Raw genomic sequence first — 13,397 nt, 5'->3', positions numbered from 1 at the left:
CGCCAGGACAGCGGCCGGCGCCGGTCGGCGGGCAGCGTCTCGGGGAGCCGCCAGGCGCACAGCAGCCAGGCGGCCGCGGCCAGCATGGCAAGCATCACGAAGACGGACCGCCAGCCGAACTGCGCCGCCAACTGGCCGCCGACGATGGGCGCCAGCGCCGGCGAAAGATTGAACACCAGGATGAGATAGGACATGGCGCGTTGCGCCGTGGAGCCCGCGTAGCAGTCGCGGATGATGGCCTGGCCCACCACGACGCCGGCGCCGGCGGACAAGCCTTGCAACGCCCGCGCCGCCAGCAGCCAGCCGAAGCCAGGCGCGGCGGCGGCCAGCGCGCTGCTGCCGATGTAGCAGGCCAGCGCTATCAGGACGATCGGGCGCCGGCCCAGAGAATCCGACAGCGTGCCATGCAGCAGCAGCATCGCCGCGTAGCAGAACATGTAGACGCCCAGGGTCAATTGCACCGTTTCTTGCGGCACGCCGAATTCCCGCTCCAGCGCGGCGAAGGCGGGCAGATAGGCATCGATGGTGGCCGGCGCGACACAGGCCAGCAGGCCCAGCATCAGCACCATCAGGGGAAACGAAGTCGGGGTGTCGGGGCGAGGCACGGGCGCATCCAGGGCAGGAGCTTCCCGGGGCGGGAAGCGTGGCCTCATGGTGGCCCGCAAGTCGTGATCGGATGAATGGGCAACGCCGCAAGAGCAATGGGCGCTGCCGAAAGCCGGGGGCGGGGGCGCTCGCGGCGGCCTCGCTCAATTCAGTTCGCTGGGCGCGACGCCGTAGCGCTCGCGGAACGCCGTGGCGAAATTGGTGGCATGGCGATAGCCCACGGAGTGGGCCGCCTGTTGCACGCTGCAGCCCCGAGCCAGCTGTTCGCGGGCGACCTCCAGGCGGCGCTCGCGCAGCCAGCTGAAGACGGAGCATTGGTAGGCGGCGCGGAACTTGGCGCGCAGGGTGCTGGGACTCATGCACGCCAGCTTCGCCAGATCGTCCAGCGTGTGTTCCTCGCCAGGCGCGCTGTGCAGCCGTTCACGCACGCGCTCCAGCAACTGGCGGTCGCGCTGCGACAGCGCGCCGGTCTCGGGTTCCTGCTGATCCAGCGAAGCCAGCGCATGCGCCAGAAGCTGCGCGCCGACTCCCTCGCGCAGCATCGCCTGCAGCGGATCGTTCCAGTGGCATTCCAGCAGGTGTTCGATGGCCTGCATCAGGTGCGCCTGAACCTGCCAGCGCCGTAGCCGGAAGGCGGGCGCGCGCAGGGCTTTGCGGATCTGGTTGCTGATCTGGTCGTCGTCCGCGCCGTCCGGTTCGGACAGCGAGAGGTTGACGCTGCGCAGGCGCTGGCCGGCGGGGTGGATGCCGGTCATGGCGACCGTGTCGCCGTAAGCGGCGCTGACGCCGCTCCGGGCGGTGAGAGGCAGGTCATCGTGGCGCCCGATGCGCGCCCGGGCCTGCCCTTGCAGCATGACGATGGCCGAAAAGCGGGGCGTCATGAGTGACGTCGATTCGTAATGGTGATGCACCAGCACGTCGGACATGACCAACGTCAGGCCGGGGCGGATCGCATGTTCCTCGACGCGGCCTTCGGCAATGCAGACAGCGTCCGGATCAACGCCCTTGGCGTCGAATCCGGGTAGTTGGTAGCGGAAACCGTTATGGCTGCCCAGGCGGTTGAAATCGGCGACGGTGAATCGGACTGTGGGATGGGAAGGATTCAATGGCGTCACTCGCGCTGCGGGTTGAGCCTCCGGGCGTGGGCCAGGGGAGGTGGCGGAGCCTAAATGAGAATAGCATATATTCGCATTGATTCGGCGGCATGGCGAGGGTGCCCGGACAGCGCCGGATCGAGGCGCCGCGTTGCAGGCCGGCGTACCCATGCCGCGCGGCGGCGCGCATACGGACCGGGCTTCAACCGGATTTCAGCCGCATGCTCATCTAATATCTGTTCCCATGCCCAATACCTCTTTCCACTCTTGCCCGCCGCTCACGTTGCGCGACCTCTGCACGGAGCGCGCCCGAGCCCAGCGTCCGCCGCACCGTTCCTGGCGCATCGAGCAGGGCTGGCTGGAGCCGCTATGGACGTGATCAAGCTGCAGGCCGCGGATCTGGCCATCGCTTCCTTGCTGGTGCTGCTCAGCGCCGGCATCTCCTTCGCCCTGCGGCTGAACCTGCAGCGGCAGGTGCTGTGGGCGGCGCTGCGCACGGTGGTGCAACTGCTGCTGGTCGGCCACATCCTGCGCATTGTCTTCGCGCATGCCGCGCCCTGGCTGACGGCACTGGTGGTGGCGGTGATGATGGCGCTGGCGGCCAGGGAAGTGGCCGCGCGTCCCAAGGCCCGGCTGGCGCAGCGCGGCAATGGCTGGGTTGGCGCAATGGCGGTGGCGGGGACCACCGTCATCACGGTGCTGTTCATCCTGAACACGGCGCTGCGTCCGGACCCCTGGTACGACCCGCGCTACACCATTGCGCTGATCGGCATCGTGCTGGGCAGCGTGCTAAACGCCGCCAGTTTGGCGCTGGACGGCGTATTGTCCGGCGCGCGGCGGGAGAAGCTGGCGATCGAAGCGCGGCTGGCCTTGGGTGCGACCGCGCACGAGGCGTTTTCGTCCCTGCTGCGCGAGTCCGTGCGGCGCGGCATCGTGCCCAGCATCAACCAGATGTCGGCCGCCGGCATCATCACGCTGCCGGGCATCATGACCGGCCAGATCATTGCCGGCATGGATCCGATAGACGCCGCGAAGTACCAGATCCTGCTGATGTTCCTGCTGTGCGGCGCCAGCGCCATGGCGGCCATGGCGGCGGCCTACGGCGCCATGCGCCGGCTGACGGACGAGCGCGGGCGGCTCAGGCTGGACCGGCTGCATCCGGGATAGCGTCCCTGGGCGCTATTTCTCCGGAAATTTCATGAAAGCTTGACGCGCGCTTGGCGATACTGCACGCAATCTTGCATTTCCCTGAACACTTTCCGGAACCTCATGCGACTAGCGTCCCGTTCTGTAGTACCCCCGCAGCATATTGCTTGCGTTCAGCGCCGCCTCTGGGCGCGCCGCACCGCCTGGCCGGGCTGGCTGGTGCTGGCGTGCCTGGCCTTGTGGCTGGGCGCGCTGGCCTGGGCGCGTTGGTTGACTTTGCCCGACGAGGGCCGCTACGCGGGCGTGGCCTGGGAGATGTTGCGCAGCAACTCGCCCATGGTGCCCTTGCTGGACGGCATGCCGTATTTCCACAAGCCGCCGCTGTACTACTGGCTGGCCCAGATCAGCTACGCGCTGTTCGGCGTGAATGAATTCAGCGCGCGGCTGCCGTCGCTGCTGGGCGCCTGGGGCGCGGGCGCGGGGCTTTACGCCTTCGTGTCGCGCTACCGCGATGCCGCCCAGGCGCGCTGGGCGGTGGTGATCCTGGGGATGATGCCGCTGTTCTTCGGCGCCGCCCAGTTCGCGAATATGGACATGCTGGTGGCCAGCATGATCACGCTGTGCGTGCTGGCCGCGGCCGATACCGCCTTGCGGCGCGCCGCCGGGCGGCCGTTCCGCGCCATGTCGGTAGCCGCGGGCGTAATGGCGGCGCTGGCGGTGCTGGCCAAGGGGCTGATTGGGCTGGCATTGCCGGGCGCCATGGTGCTGGCCTGGCTGCTGTTGCGGCGCGATTGGCCGGGCGTGCGCGCCTTGCTGTGGGCGCCGGCCTTGCTGGCCTTCGCGGCGGTGGCGGTGCCGTGGTTCTGGCTGATGGAGCTGCGGTATCCGGGCTTCTATCAGTATTTCTTCGTCTACCAGCAGTTCGAGCGCTTCTCGCAGGGCGGCTTCAACAATGCCCAGCCGTTCTGGTTTTACTTGCCCATCGTGGCGGGCCTGGCGCTGCCGTGGTCGATCTGGGCCGTATCGATCTTCAAGCCGGCGTACTGGCGCGAGTCCGACCCGCAGGGCCTGCGGCGCCTGGCGGCGATCTGGATAGCGGTCGTGATCGTGTTCTTTTCGATTCCGCATTCCAAGCTCATCGGCTATGTGTTGCCAGTGTTCCCGCCGCTGGCTTTCTTGATCAGCGAACGGCTGGCGCCCGCATGGGCAGCCGGCAGGCGGCGCGGCGCCTGGATCGCCGCCGGGGTGGCCGTCGTCATCTGCCTGGCCGCGATCATCGTCGCCGCGTCGAATCCGCGCGGCAGCGCGGGGCCGCTGGCGGCGGATCTGCGTAAGGAAATGCAGCCGCAGGACATCCACATGGCGCTGCATACCTTGCCCTTCGACCTGGGTTTCTATACCCAGGCCCGGGAACCCGCCTGGATTGTCGACGACTGGAGCAATCCCGAGATCCCCACGCGGGACAACTGGCGCAAGGAGCTGTACGACGCGGCGAAGTTCGACCCCGCCATGGGCAAGCGCGTCCTGATCGGCGCCGACGACATGCCTGTACGCATGTGCGCGGCAGCCGACGGCTCGCGCTTCTGGGTCTGGGGCCGGGACGACGATGCCGCCAGATACCCTGTCCTCAATGGCGTGACGCCACGGCTCTCCAGCGATAGGCGGACGATATGGCGCATCGATATCGACGCGGCGTTCCGCCAGCGCATGTGTGGCGGCCTCCCGGCCGCGAGCCAGGCCACTCCGCTCGCGCCCAAACCCTGACCAAGTGCGGGGCCGCGACGCGCGGCCTCCGCCTCCGAATGGCTGCAAACCATCAAGCATCGTGGATCCGACAATGAGCATTCCCGAACTATTTTCCTGGTTGACCAGCGAGCATGGCCTGATGGCCTTGCTGGCGCAGAACTGGGTCCTGGGCACCGCGATCATCGCCGCCGTCATCTTCGTGGAGACGGGCTTGGTGGTGATGCCGTTCCTGCCGGGCGACTCGCTGCTGTTCGCCGCTGGGGTGTTCCTCGGGCTGGCTGGCATCGATCCCGCTATCTCGCTGGCGACGATCATCGCCGCGGCCATTGCCGGGGACGCGTTGAACTACACGATAGGGGCGTCTTCCTGGGGCCAGCGGCTTGCCCGCAGCCGTTGGGTCAAGCCTGAGCATATGGCGCGCGCCCGGGCGTACTTCGCCCGCTACGGCGCCATGACGATCACCGTGGCGCGCTTCGTGCCCATCGTGCGTACCCTGGCGCCGTTTGTCGCCGGCCTGTCGCAGATGCCGCGTCGCACCTTCTATGCCTACAACGTCATCGGCGGCGTCCTGTGGTGCTCGTCGATGCTGCTGGCCGGCTATTGGCTGGGTTCGATCTCCTGGGTGCGGGCGAATCTGCACTGGGTGTCGCTCATCATCATCGGCCTGTCGCTGATTCCGGTCGCGCTGCAGTTCCTGCAGGTGCGCCAATTGCGCCATCGCGAATCGCAGCAGTAGGAGTCCGCTCAATGAGAAAGGCCGGCAGCCCCTAGGGGTGCCGGCCTTTTCGTTGCCGCCGTGTTGCGCGGCAGGCGCTTAGCCGATCGAGGCCAGGGCCTGGTTCAGCGTGGCGCTGGGGCGCATGGCCTGGCTGGCCAGGGCTTCGTTGGGCTGGTAGTAGCCGCCGATGTCGACGGGCTTGCCCTGGGCAGCCTTCAGTTCGGCCAGGATCTTGTCCTCGCCGTCAGCCAGCGCGCGGGCCGGCGCCGCGAACAGGGTCGCCAGTGCGCGGTCGTCGGTCTGCGCGGCCACGGCCTGGGCCCAGTACAGGGCCAGGTAGTAGTGGCTGCCGCGGTTGTCCAGGCCGCCGACCTTGCGCTCGGGCGACTTGTTCTCGTCCAGGAACTTGGCGGTGGCCAGGTCCAGGGTCTTGGCCAGCACTTGGGCGCGGGCGTTGCCGTAGCTGCGGCCCAGGTGGTCCAGCGATTCGGCCAGGGCCATGAATTCGCCCAGCGAGTCCCAGCGCAGGAAGCCTTCTTCCAGGAACTGCTGCACGTGCTTGGGCGCGGAACCGCCGGCGCCGGTTTCAAACAGGCCGCCGCCAGCGACCAGCGGCACGATCGACAGCATCTTGGCGCTGGTGCCCAGTTCCATGATGGGGAACAGGTCGGTCAGGTAGTCGCGCAGCACGTTGCCGGTCACCGAGATGGTGTCCAGGCCTTCGCGGATGCGCTTGACCGAGAACTTGGTGGCCTCGACCGGGCTCAGGATGCGCAGATCCAGGCCGCTGGTGTCGTGGTCCTTCAGGTAGTGCTTGACCTTGGCGATGATCTGCGCGTCGTGGGCGCGGTTCTCGTCCAGCCAGAACACGGCGGGCGTCTTGGTGGCGCGGGCGCGGGCCACGGCCAGCTTGACCCAATCCTGCACCGCGGCGTCCTTGGTCTGGCACATGCGCCAGAGGTCGCCGGCTTCGACGGCTTGCTCCAGCAGCACCTTGCCCGAGGCGTCGGTGACGCGCACGGCGCCGGCGGCGGGGATGACGAAGGTCTTGTTGTGCGAGCCGTATTCCTCGGCGGCCTGGGCCATCAGGCCGACGTTGGGCACGCTGCCCATCGTGACCGGATTGAAGGCGCCGTTGCGCTTGCAGTCATCGATGACGGCCTGGTAGACGCCGGCGTAGCTGCGGTCGGGGATCACGGCCTTGGTGTCTTGCAGATTGCCTTCGGCATTCCACATCTTGCCCGAGTCGCGGATCATGGCAGGCATGGACGCGTCGACGATGACGTCGCTGGGCACGTGCAGGTTGGTGATGCCGCGGTCGGAATTGACCATGGCCAGCTGCGGCAGGGTGTTGTAGGCGGCGTCGATGTCGGCGGTGATCTCGGCCTGCTTGTCGGCGGGCAGGGATTGGATCTTGGCGTACAGGTCGCCGATGCCGTTGTTGGGATCGAAGCCGGCTTGCGCGAGCGCGTCGGCGTGCTTGGCCAGCACATCCTTATAGAACACGGACACGACGTGGCCGAAGATGACCGGGTCGGAGACCTTCATCATCGTGGCCTTAAGGTGCACCGAGAACAGCACGCCGCCAGCCTTGGCGTCGTCGATCTGCGCTTGCAGGAAGGACTTCAGCTTGGCGGTCGACAGCAGGGCGGCGTCGATGATCTCGCCGGCCTTGACCGGGGTCTTTTCCTTGAGGACGGTCTTGGAGCCGTCGGCGGCGGTCAGTTCGATCTTGACGTCGCCGGCTTCGGCGATCAGCGCCGATTTTTCGGTGCCGTAGAAGTCGCCTTCGCTCATGTGGGCCACGTGCGACTTGGAGTCAGCCGACCAGGCGCCCATCTTGTGCGGGTGCTTGCGCGCGTAGTTCTTGACCGACAGCGGGGCGCGGCGGTCGGAGTTGCCTTCGCGCAGGACCGGGTTCACGGCGCTGCCCTTGACCTTGTCGTAGCGCGCCTTGACGTCGCGTTCGGTGTCGTTGGCGGGGGCGTCCGGGTAGTCGGGCAGCTTGTAGCCCTGGTCCTGGAGTTCCTTGATGGCGGCCTTCAGCTGCGGCATCGAGGCGCTGATGTTGGGCAGCTTGATGATGTTGGCTTCGGGCTGGACAGCCAGCGCGCCGAGTTCCGACAGGGCATCGCCCAGCTTCTGGCTGTCTTCGAGGTAGTCGGGGAAGACCGAGATGATGCGGCCGGCCAGCGAGATGTCGCGGGTCTCGACCGTGATGCCTGCGGGCTTGGCGAAAGCCTGGACGATGGGCAGCAGCGAACGGGTTGCAAGCGCCGGAGCTTCATCGGTGAGGGTATAGATAATCTTCGGAGTAAGAGACATGATCCTTGAATCTGTTCGGCAGGCGCTAGGCGCAAACCCGAACATGCTATGCGGCCGGAAGCCGGTAGATGTTGTCGGAGAGTGGGTTCGTATGGGCAGGCGCGCGACCGGCACTGGACGCGTTCGCTTTGCCGTCCTGGGTCTGAGCAAACGACGAGGCGGGCGGCTAAGCGGACGCGCCCGGAGGAAATGGTCGGTAAGCGTCTGCCCAACATGGCTGGCGCCTGCCCCTTTTTTTATGGCTGGCCTGGGCGTCCGTGCCGGCGCTGCCGGCAAGATCCTGGGCCGCCTGGGGAAGTGCGACTGCCACGAACCTTCCATTGTAATACCGTGCTACGCCTGCTGCGCAGCAAAACCCGCGGATTCGGCCGGGCTATAGGCACAATCGCTGGAAAATTAAACGGGGACGTATTATTTGTGAGCCTGCCAGGCGCCGGAATGCGTTTGACAAACCGCCGTGCAAGGAGGAAGCTATGTCCCCATGAATTTCCGCGCCGTCCGCATTTCGCTGATTATTACCATCATTCCTGGAATGGTGGGTTAGCGCGCGACCGCAACAGTCACAGCCACCCGCCCCAAGAGGCGGGTTTTTTGTGGCCGCCTCTGCCGGGCCAGCACACCGAAGCAGAGAGCCAGATGCACCACACCCCGCAAGCCACCCAGCAGACCGCTGCAACGACCGCATTCCAGGACGGCCGTGCCTCGCCGATGGAATACCTGAGGCAGATCCTGACCGCCCGGATCTACGACATTGCCCGAGAAACCGAGCTGGATCGCGCCCGCGGCCTGTCGGCGCGGCTGGGCAACCCGGTCTACTTCAAGCGCGAAGACAATCAGCCGGTCTTTTCCTTCAAGGTGCGCGGCGCCTACAACAAGATGCGCAACACGCCGCAGGCGGCGCTGGAGCGCGGCGTGATCACGGCGTCGGCCGGCAACCACGCGCAAGGCGTGGCGATCTCGGCCGCCAAGATGGGCGTGCGCGCCATCATCGTGGTGCCGCAGACCACGCCGCAGGTGAAGGTGGATGCAGTGAAGGCGCATGGCGGCCCCACGGTGACGGTGGTGCAGGCGGGTGATTCCTATAGCGACGCTTTTGGCCATGCCCAGAAGCTGGCGAACGCGCAGGACCTGACCTTGATCCCGGCATTCGACGATCCCTATGTGATCGCCGGCCAGGGCACGGTAGGCATGGAGATCCTGCGGCAGCATGCCGGCCCCTTGCACGCCGTCTTCGTGCCGATCGGCGGCGGCGGGCTGGCGGCGGGGGTAGCGACGTACATCAAGGCGGTGGACCCGAGCGTCAAGGTCATCGGCGTGCAGACCGAGGATTCCTGCGCCATGTCCCTGTCCATGCAGGTGGGAGAGCGGGTCAATCTGCCCGAGGTCGGCCTGTTTTCGGACGGCACGGCGGTCAAGCTGGTGGGCGAGGAAACCTTCCGCCTGTGCCGTGAATACCTGGACGAGATCATCCTGGTGGATACGGACGCGGTCTGCGCGGCGATCAAGGACGTGTTCCTGGACACCCGCAGCGTGCTGGAGCCGGCGGGCGCGCTGGCGGTGGCCGGGCTGAAGAAGTACGTGGAACGCGAAGGCGTGCAGGGCCTGCCCATGGTGGCGGTGACCTCGGGCGCCAATATGAACTTCGACCGCCTGCGTTTCGTCGCGGACCGCGCCGAGGTGGGCGAGGCGCGCGAGGCGGTCTTCGCCGTGACGGTGCCGGAGGAACGCGGCAGCTTCCGCCGCTTCTGCCGCGTGATCGGCCAGCGCAGCGTGACGGAATTCAACTACCGCATCGCCGACGCGCGCACCGCCCACATCTTCGTCAGCATGCAGATCGCGCGGCGCGGCGACGCGGCGGAAATCACGGCGGCGTTGCAGGAGCAGGGTTTCTCCGTCGGCGACCTGAGCCACAACGAAGTCTCCAAGCAGCACATCCGCTACATGGTGGGCGGACGCTCGCCGCTGGCGGCCGGCGAGCGCCTGTTCCGCTTCGAGTTTCCGGAGCGTCCCGGCGCGCTGATGAAGTTCCTGTCCGAGATGGCGCCCAACTGGAACATCAGCCTGTTCCATTACCGCAACCAGGGCACGGAGTTCAGCTCGGCGCTGGTCGGCATCCAGGCGCCGCTGGCCGACAGCGCGGCGTTGGACGCGTTCCTGCGGCAGCTGGGCTACGCCCATACCGAGGAAACCGGCAACGAGGCCTACCGCCAGTTCCTGATCTGAGCGCGCTTGGGTTCAACCCGGCGTGCAGCCGGGCTTGCGCGGCAGCGCCGCGCCCGGCAGCAGACGCAGCGTGGCGCGTCCCTGCGCCGCCTGCGTCAGCTGCAAGGTGGCGGCGCGCCAGGCCGGCACGTCATCGAAGGCCACGTCGGGCGCGGCCGAGGACTTGGACTGCGGGTCCGGCCGGTCGAACTGGATCGCGGGCAGGCGCAGGCAGGCGTCCTTGACATCCAGTCGCGCAAGTTCGCGGCCGTCGCTCATGCGCACGGCGCGGAATGCCATCGGGGTGTCCACGAACTTGGTGATGGCGGGGACGATCTGCAGGTAGCCGTCGGCGTCCTTGACCCGTTTGGTAGGTTCGATCTCGACCGCGTCCCTGCTTGGCGGCACGGCCAGATAGGCCACGCCATCGGCCACGTCCAGCAACTTGCCCGGACCCAGGTTCAGGGCGGCAAGCGGCGCGTGACGGATCAATACGGTCTCGTTCCAGGACGTCTGGACGCGCGTCCAGCCCGGCAGGCGGGCGTCCTCGAAGCGGGTGGTGGAGATGCGGTCGCGCTCCGGCTTGGCCGACAAGGCCAGGCGCTGGACCCGCAGCGCGCCGTTGGCCACGCGCAGCTGCGTCAGCACGGTACTGCCGCTGGAACTGGTGAAGTAGGCCAGCACGGCGTCCGTTTCCAGCGCCTTGGCGGTGGACGCGCAGAAAAAGGCGCGGGCCTCGATGCTTTGGCCATCGGGATAGAGCAGGGCGCCGACGTCCTTGCCGCACAGCGGCTTGCCCTGGTAGGTGATGGTGGTGGCGCGGGTGGTTTGCCGCTGGCCGGTGTTCCAGTCGCTGCGGCTGCCGGTGGCGGCTTCGACCATCAGGCCATGGTTGTCGTAGATGACCGCCGCGCCCGCCGGCGCGGCAAGCATGCTGAGCAGAAATGCGAGGCTGCGTCGACGCGCCATCGGCGGACTCCCTGGGGTGGCTGGACGGGCCTATATATACCACCGCCAGGGGCAGCCCCTTACTGCGGGCCGAGCTTGCGGATCAGGGCGTCCAGCATTTCCAGCTCGTCGGGCCGCAGATCCGTCAGCGGCGCGCGCACCGGGCCGGCGTCGTGGCCGACCAATTTGGCGCCGGCCTTGACGATGCTGACCGCATAGCCTGGCACGCGGTTGCGGATGTCGAGGTAAGGCAGGAAGAAATCGTCCAGCAGGCGGTTGGTAGTCTCATGGTCGCCCGCGGCGACGGCGCGGTAGAACTCCATCGCCGTCCCGGGCACGAAGTTGAACACCGCCGACGAGTAGACCGGCACGCCCAGCGCCCGGTAGGCGGCGGCATAGACCTCGGCCGTGGGCAGGCCGCCCAGGTAGGAAAAGCGGTCGCCCAGCTTGCGGCGGATGCGCACCATGGCCTCGATGTCGCCCACGCCGTCCTTGAAGCCCACCAGGTTGGGGCAGCGCTCGGCCAGTTGCGCCAAGGAGTCGGCCGACAGGCGCGACTGCGCGCGGTTGTAGACGATGACGCCGATCTTGACGGACTTGCAGACCTGTTCGACGTGCGCGGCGATGCCCGCCTGCGAGGCTTCGGTCAGGTAATGGGGCAACAGCAGTATGCCCTTGGCGCCCAGCCGCTCGGCCTCCTGCGCATAGGCGATGGCCGTGCGGGTCGGGCCGCCCGCGCCGGCCAGGATGGGGACCTTGCCGGCGCAAGTCTGCACCGCGGTGCGGATGACGTCGGCGTATTCTTCGGCCGCCAGCGAGAAGAACTCTCCCGTGCCGCCTGCGGCGAACAGCGCGGTCGCGCCGTAAGGCGCCAGCCATTCCAGGCGTTGCGCGTAGGACCTGGCGTTGAAGTCGCCGTTCTGGTCGAAGTCGGTGACGGGGAAAGACAGCAAGCCTTCCGAAACGATCTGCTTGAGTTCCTGCGGGGTGGTCATGTCGCGTTGATCCGTTGGGGCGCCATCGACAGGGAGGAGTCTGCCGGCCGCTTGGTGAAAGAATTAAGTCATCGTACAACATGGAATATGTCGATTCAAGGTAGATAACCCAACAAATTGGCCGGATCATAGGTGCATACCCGATGCCAATAGATTCTTCTTTCCAAAAATATTTTCGTAGTTGTACGATGACTTGCACAAAGTCGGACGAGGTTGGGACGGGTGCGTTTTGAGTCGATCTGGAGATTGGCGCAGGCGCCGGCGCTCGCGCCCGTCCGCCAGACAATCCAGAGGAGACTCCATGAACCCGAGCAAGAGACAGTTCCTGGGCGGCGCCGCGGCGCTTTGCCTGTCGCCGTGGCTACCGGCATGGGCGCAGTCAGGCGACTGGCCGACGCGTCCGGTCCGCATCATCGTGCCTTACCCGCCCGGCGGGTCCTCGGACATCATCGCCCGCATCCTGGCGCCGCGCCTCGCCGACGCCCTGAAGCAAACCGTGGTGGTCGAGAACAAGCCCGGAGCCAACGGCAACCTGGGCGCCGGCCTGGTGGTGCAGGCGGCGCAGGAAGGCCATACCGTGCTGCTTTGCGACGTGGGCGCGCTGGCGATCAGCCCGTCCGTGTACACCAAGCTGTCCTTCGATCCGTCCAAGGACCTGCGCGCGGTCGGCATGCTGGCCTATTCGCCCCACGTGCTGGCGGTCCATCCCGACGTGCCGGCGAAGACGGTGCCGGAGCTGGTGGCCTTGTCGAAGCAGCAGCGCCTGAACTTCGCCGTGACCGCCATCGGCAGCGCGCCGCACCTGGCCGCCGTGGCCGTGCAGCAGGCCACGGGCGCGAAGTGGGAGTACGTGCCGTACAAGGGCGGCTCGCAGGCGGTGACGGACACGATAGGCGGGCAGACCCAGGTCATCATGAACGGGTTGCTGGCCACCTTGCCCCACATCAAGGCCGGCAAGCTGCGGCCGATCGCGATCTCCAAGCGTGAACGCATGCAGCTGGTGCCCGATATCCCGACCATCTCCGAACAGGGCGTGGCCGGCTTCGAGTCCGGCACCTGGCAGGGGGTGATGGCACCCGTGACCACGACCGATCCGGTCGCCATCCGGCTGTCGGAGTTGATGGCGCAAATCGTCAACCAACCGGACGTGAAGGCGCAACTGAACGAGCAAGGCGCCGAAATCGTGACCCGCAATCCCGCCGAACTGGCGCAGTTCTTCAACAGCGAACGCGCCCGCTGGGCCTCGGTGGTGAAAAGCGCGGACATCCGGCTGGATTGAGGCAGGGCCTGCCTGGACAGGCAGTAACGCGGGGGGCACACTGGGACTGTCCCGCGCCCGTCCCAGCCCCGGCGCGACGCGGGTCGCCAGTCGCGCAATCCTCATCGCGGCATATCAGGGGCAGGGCATGCAGCCATGAAAATCCCATGGGCAGCCGCGCTGCTGGCGGCCTTCTGGGGATCCGCCGCCGCGCAAGGCGGCGGACCTGCGGTTCCCCAGCCCCCGCCTTCGGCCCGCGTCATACCGGATGCCTGCGTCGGTACGTCATGCCCCCGGCTCGTCAATCCCGGCGCCAGTCAGGAGCCCTGCCTGGGCACGGGCTGCGCCACCGCGGGCAG

10 protein-coding genes and 1 pseudogene are annotated in these 13,397 nt (G+C 67.2%); 6 read left to right on the top strand and 5 right to left on the bottom strand.

Annotation, left to right across the window (positions count from 1 at the left end; all coding sequences use genetic code 11):
* Both WBB14_RS14165 and WBB14_RS14160 read right to left on the bottom strand, forming a co-directional pair.
* Positions 1 to 605, bottom strand: a 605-nt coding sequence (locus tag WBB14_RS14165) for an MFS transporter (protein WP_424240396.1), incomplete at its 3' end; no start/stop codon positions are given.
* A 144-nt stretch (positions 606 to 749) separates the two neighbouring features.
* Positions 750 to 1,721 carry a helix-turn-helix transcriptional regulator gene (locus tag WBB14_RS14160; RefSeq protein ID WP_424240395.1) on the bottom strand — a complete coding sequence of 324 codons (972 nt, stop codon included), beginning with the start codon at positions 1,719 to 1,721 and terminating at the stop codon, positions 750 to 752.
* 348 nt (positions 1,722 to 2,069) lie between these two features.
* Between WBB14_RS14160 and WBB14_RS14155 the strand changes: the two genes are divergently transcribed.
* The 3 genes from WBB14_RS14155 (at position 2,070) to WBB14_RS14145 (ending at position 5,328) form a co-directional block, all read left to right on the top strand.
* The gene (locus tag WBB14_RS14155; RefSeq protein WP_424240394.1) at positions 2,070 to 2,867 is read left to right on the top strand and encodes an ABC transporter permease; all 798 of its coding nucleotides are present in this window, start codon (positions 2,070 to 2,072) and stop codon (positions 2,865 to 2,867) included.
* A gap of 102 nt (positions 2,868 to 2,969) precedes the next feature.
* Positions 2,970 to 4,610, top strand: coding sequence for an ArnT family glycosyltransferase (locus tag WBB14_RS14150; RefSeq protein ID WP_424240393.1), 1,641 nt, complete (start codon positions 2,970 to 2,972; stop codon positions 4,608 to 4,610).
* 73 nt (positions 4,611 to 4,683) lie between these two features.
* Positions 4,684 to 5,328, top strand: coding sequence for a VTT domain-containing protein (locus tag WBB14_RS14145; protein ID WP_424240392.1), 645 nt, complete (start codon positions 4,684 to 4,686; stop codon positions 5,326 to 5,328).
* 78 nt (positions 5,329 to 5,406) lie between these two features.
* Here WBB14_RS14145 and WBB14_RS14140 read toward each other — a convergent pair whose 3' ends face one another.
* A complete protein-coding gene (locus WBB14_RS14140) occupies positions 5,407 to 7,635 on the bottom strand; it encodes an NADP-dependent isocitrate dehydrogenase (RefSeq protein ID WP_424240391.1) in 2,229 nt (742 codons plus the stop codon).
* 636 nt (positions 7,636 to 8,271) lie between these two features.
* Here WBB14_RS14140 and ilvA point away from each other — a divergent pair.
* Entirely contained in the window at positions 8,272 to 9,858 is a 1,587-nt protein-coding gene (gene ilvA, locus WBB14_RS14135; protein ID WP_424240390.1) for a threonine ammonia-lyase, biosynthetic, read from the top strand.
* Positions 9,859 to 9,870: 12 nt separating this feature from the next.
* Here ilvA and WBB14_RS14130 read toward each other — a convergent pair whose 3' ends face one another.
* Both WBB14_RS14130 and kdgD read right to left on the bottom strand, forming a co-directional pair.
* Entirely contained in the window at positions 9,871 to 10,806 is a 936-nt protein-coding gene (locus WBB14_RS14130) for a hypothetical protein (protein WP_424240389.1), read from the bottom strand.
* A gap of 59 nt (positions 10,807 to 10,865) precedes the next feature.
* Positions 10,866 to 11,780 carry a 5-dehydro-4-deoxyglucarate dehydratase gene (gene kdgD, locus WBB14_RS14125; protein ID WP_424240388.1) on the bottom strand — a complete coding sequence of 305 codons (915 nt, stop codon included), beginning with the start codon at positions 11,778 to 11,780 and terminating at the stop codon, positions 10,866 to 10,868.
* A gap of 301 nt (positions 11,781 to 12,081) precedes the next feature.
* Between kdgD and WBB14_RS14120 the strand changes: the two genes are divergently transcribed.
* Positions 12,082 to 13,059, top strand: a complete 978-nt coding sequence (locus tag WBB14_RS14120; RefSeq protein WP_424240387.1) for a Bug family tripartite tricarboxylate transporter substrate binding protein — start codon at positions 12,082 to 12,084, stop codon at positions 13,057 to 13,059.
* Positions 13,060 to 13,194: 135 nt separating this feature from the next.
* Positions 13,195 to 13,397 (top strand): annotated as a pseudogene (locus WBB14_RS14115) (hypothetical protein); the annotation flags it as partial.

Origin of the sequence: Achromobacter sp., from assembly GCF_049647645.1 — a bacterium.
Classification (GTDB): domain Bacteria; phylum Pseudomonadota; class Gammaproteobacteria; order Burkholderiales; family Burkholderiaceae_B; genus Achromobacter.
The sequence above is the reverse complement of the archived record's forward strand: the minus strand, read 5'-3'. Positions and strand labels throughout refer to the sequence as shown.

What these genes read in the sequence shown, in the direction of transcription:
- WBB14_RS14140 (WP_424240391.1), bottom strand. Translation starts at nt 7,635, where the DNA reads ATGTCTCTTACTCCGAAGATTATCTATACCCTCACCGATGAAGCTCCG.
- ilvA (WP_424240390.1), top strand. Translation starts at nt 8,272, where the DNA reads ATGCACCACACCCCGCAAGCCACCCAGCAGACCGCTGCAACGACCGCA.
- WBB14_RS14145 (WP_424240392.1), top strand. Translation starts at nt 4,684, where the DNA reads ATGAGCATTCCCGAACTATTTTCCTGGTTGACCAGCGAGCATGGCCTG.
- WBB14_RS14150 (WP_424240393.1), top strand. Translation starts at nt 2,970, where the DNA reads ATGCGACTAGCGTCCCGTTCTGTAGTACCCCCGCAGCATATTGCTTGC.
- WBB14_RS14120 (WP_424240387.1), top strand. Translation starts at nt 12,082, where the DNA reads ATGAACCCGAGCAAGAGACAGTTCCTGGGCGGCGCCGCGGCGCTTTGC.
- WBB14_RS14155 (WP_424240394.1), top strand. Translation starts at nt 2,070, where the DNA reads ATGGACGTGATCAAGCTGCAGGCCGCGGATCTGGCCATCGCTTCCTTG.
- kdgD (WP_424240388.1), bottom strand. Translation starts at nt 11,780, where the DNA reads ATGACCACCCCGCAGGAACTCAAGCAGATCGTTTCGGAAGGCTTGCTG.
- WBB14_RS14130 (WP_424240389.1), bottom strand. Translation starts at nt 10,806, where the DNA reads ATGGCGCGTCGACGCAGCCTCGCATTTCTGCTCAGCATGCTTGCCGCG.